Source organism: Asaia sp. SF2.1 (assembly GCF_000505765.1).
GTDB lineage: Bacteria > Pseudomonadota > Alphaproteobacteria > Acetobacterales > Acetobacteraceae > Asaia > Asaia bogorensis.
In genome coordinates, this window is sequence record NZ_AYXS01000048.1 from 102790 (window position 1) to 105524 (window position 2735).

A 2735-nucleotide genomic window follows, 5' to 3' on the forward strand; every position below is an offset into this window, starting at 1 on the left:
TGCTGTGCATGCGCCGCGTGCGGCAGCGGCCGGGTGCATCGTGATCGACAACACCTCGCATTTCCGCATGGAGCCGGACGTGCCGCTGGTGGTGCCTGAAGTAAACGCGAATGCGCTGAAGAAGATGAAGCGCAACATCATCGCCAACCCCAACTGCTCGACAGCGCAGATGGTGGTTGCGCTCAAGCCGCTGCATGATCTGTTCACCATCAAGCGTATCGTGGTGTCGACCTATCAGGCGGTTTCCGGCGCCGGCAAGGATGGCATGGATGAGCTGTTTGGCCAGTGCAAGGGCAGCTTTGTAGGCGATCCGCCGACCATCGCCCAGTTCACCAAGCAGATTGCGTTCAACGTCATTCCGCATATCGACAGCTTCATGCCCGATGGCTCCACCAAGGAAGAGTGGAAGATGGCGGTCGAGACACGCAAGATTCTCGATCCCGACATCAAGGTTGCGGCAACCTGTGTGCGTGTGCCCGTCTTTATCGGTCACTCCGAGGCGATCAATATCGAATGTGAGGAACCCGTCGATCTGGCGCGTGCCCGCGAGGCCCTGCGCGAGGCCGATGGTGTGATTCTGCGCGATGAGCGTGACGATGGCGGCTACGTCACCCCGATCGAGTGCGTGGGCGAGGATGCGACCTATGTTTCGCGCCTGCGTATCGACGACTCGGTGGAGAACGGTCTGGCGCTGTGGTGTGTGTCGGATAACCTGCGCAAGGGCGCTGCGCTGAACGCAGTACAGATTGCTGAGGCCCTGATTGCGCTCGATCTGATCAAGCAGAAGGCCTGATTACGGGCTATTATATTACATATTTGTCATTATTGTAATTTTGGCATTGCGCAGACCCGGCGCAGTGCCAAACTCCTTTCAAGGGCGGATGCAGGGTTGTGCTGCAAGGGTCCGAACGGAGATGACAATGGCTGTTATCGACACTCTGGCCGCTGGTCTGTTTGCCCTCGCTGTGCTTGGTCTCCTGCGTATGGCGCCTGTACCCAAAGCCATTCCGGTGCGCGTCAAACGGAAACCGTCAGCGCGCTGAGCGGTTTTTGTCTCTCCTGAGTCAGTAAGCCGATAGAGAGACATGGCCTTCAATAACAAGATCCCCGCGACTGCGACACCGCCGGAAGGCAAGACGGGTGTCCTCATTGCCAATCTTGGCACGCCTGAAGGCACCGATTTCTTCTCGGTCCGTCGCTATCTTGGCGAGTTTCTTTCCGACCGTCGTGTGATCGAGGCACCGCCAGCCATCTGGCAGCCCATTCTGCAAGGCGTTGTTCTCACAACACGCCCTTCCAAGAGTGGCGAAGCCTATGCCCGTATCTGGAACCGTGAAGAAGACGCCAGCCCGCTGCGCGTTTACACCCGTGCCCAGGCGGAGAAGCTGGCCGAGCGCCTTGGCACCGATGTGCCGGTGGCCTGGGGTATGCGCTATGGCAAACCCTCAATTGGTGAGGCTGTCGAGGAACTGATGGATCAGGGATGTGATCGCATCCTCTATCTCTCGCTCTATCCGCAATATAGCGCCACCACGACCGCGACAGCCAATGATCAGCTGTTTCGCACGCTGATGACGCTGCGCCGTCAGCCCGCCATTCAAACCATCCCGGCTTTTCCTGATCATCCTGTCTATATCGCCGGGCTCGAAAAGAGCGTGCGTGACCATCTGACGGGGCTGAGCTGGAAACCGCAACGTATTGTCGCCTCCTTTCACGGCTTGCCAAAGCTTTGCGTGGACAAGGGGGATTACTACCCCGATGACTGCGTCAGAACGATCCGCGCCCTGCGTGACGCTCTGAATGTGAGCGAAGAACAGATGCCGATCACTTACCAGTCTCGTTTTGGGCCGATGGAATGGGTGCAGCCCTATACGGCGCCTTTCGTGACGGCGCTGCCAGAGCAGGGGATTACACGTATCGCTGTCATCATGCCCGGCTTCATCAGCGATTGCATTGAGACGCTGGACGAAATCGGCCACGAATTGCGTGACGAGTTCATTGAGGCGGGAGGTGAGGAACTGACCCTCATTCCATGTCTGAATGACAGCGATATGGCGATCGATCTGCTCGAAGCACTGATTCGCGAAGCCTGCCCGCCCGCATGGCAGAAATCCGGCCTGACTTCCGCCTGATGCGTTGTGGCTGAACCATCGCTGGTTCTGTCAGCCTGACGCTTGATGATCTTGTTTTGTTCTCGAACCTGATGGCATAAGGGCAACATGTCTGAGCCAACAGGTCACGGGGCTGTGCGTCGCATCATCCATATCGATATGGATGCCTTCTACGCTTCGGTTGAACAACGCGATGCACCGGAGTTGCGTGGTCGTCCTGTTGCCGTAGGGCGGGGTGAAGGACGAGGCGTTGTCGCGGCGGCCAGCTATGAGGCACGTCGGTTTGGTGTCCGTTCGGCCATGCCATCGCGTACGGCGTTGCGACAATGTCCGGAACTGGTCTTTGTTCCGCCCCGCTTTGACACCTACCGCGCCGTTTCACGCCAGATCCATGAGATATTCGCGCGCTATACGGCGCTTATACAGCCTCTCTCACTCGACGAGGCTTATCTCGATGTGACACAAAGCTATCGCGAGCATGGGTCGGCCACCGATATTGCACGGCGTATCCGGGCAGAAATTGCCGAGGAAACCGGACTGACGGCTTCGGCCGGGATCTCCTACAACCGGTTTCTGGCGAAGCTGGCGTCGGATCATCGCAAACCCAATGGACAATTCGTCATC

Annotated in this window: 4 protein-coding genes; all 4 read left to right on the forward strand. The window is 58.0% G+C overall.

What is annotated here, in order from left to right; translation table 11 throughout:
* On the forward strand, window positions 1–793 hold a 793-nt coding region (locus tag P792_RS33305; protein WP_035440720.1), incomplete at its 5' end, for an aspartate-semialdehyde dehydrogenase.
* A gap of 127 nt (window positions 794–920) precedes the next feature.
* Entirely contained in the window at window positions 921–1043 is a 123-nt protein-coding gene (locus P792_RS39540; RefSeq protein WP_023979679.1) for a hypothetical protein, read from the forward strand.
* A 42-nt stretch (window positions 1044–1085) separates the two neighbouring features.
* A complete protein-coding gene (gene hemH / locus P792_RS33310) occupies window positions 1086–2132 on the forward strand; it encodes a ferrochelatase (protein WP_023979680.1) in 1047 nt (348 codons plus the stop codon).
* A gap of 87 nt (window positions 2133–2219) precedes the next feature.
* Window positions 2220–2735, forward strand: a 516-nt coding sequence (dinB, locus tag P792_RS39235; protein WP_035440590.1) for a DNA polymerase IV, incomplete at its 3' end; no start/stop codon positions are given.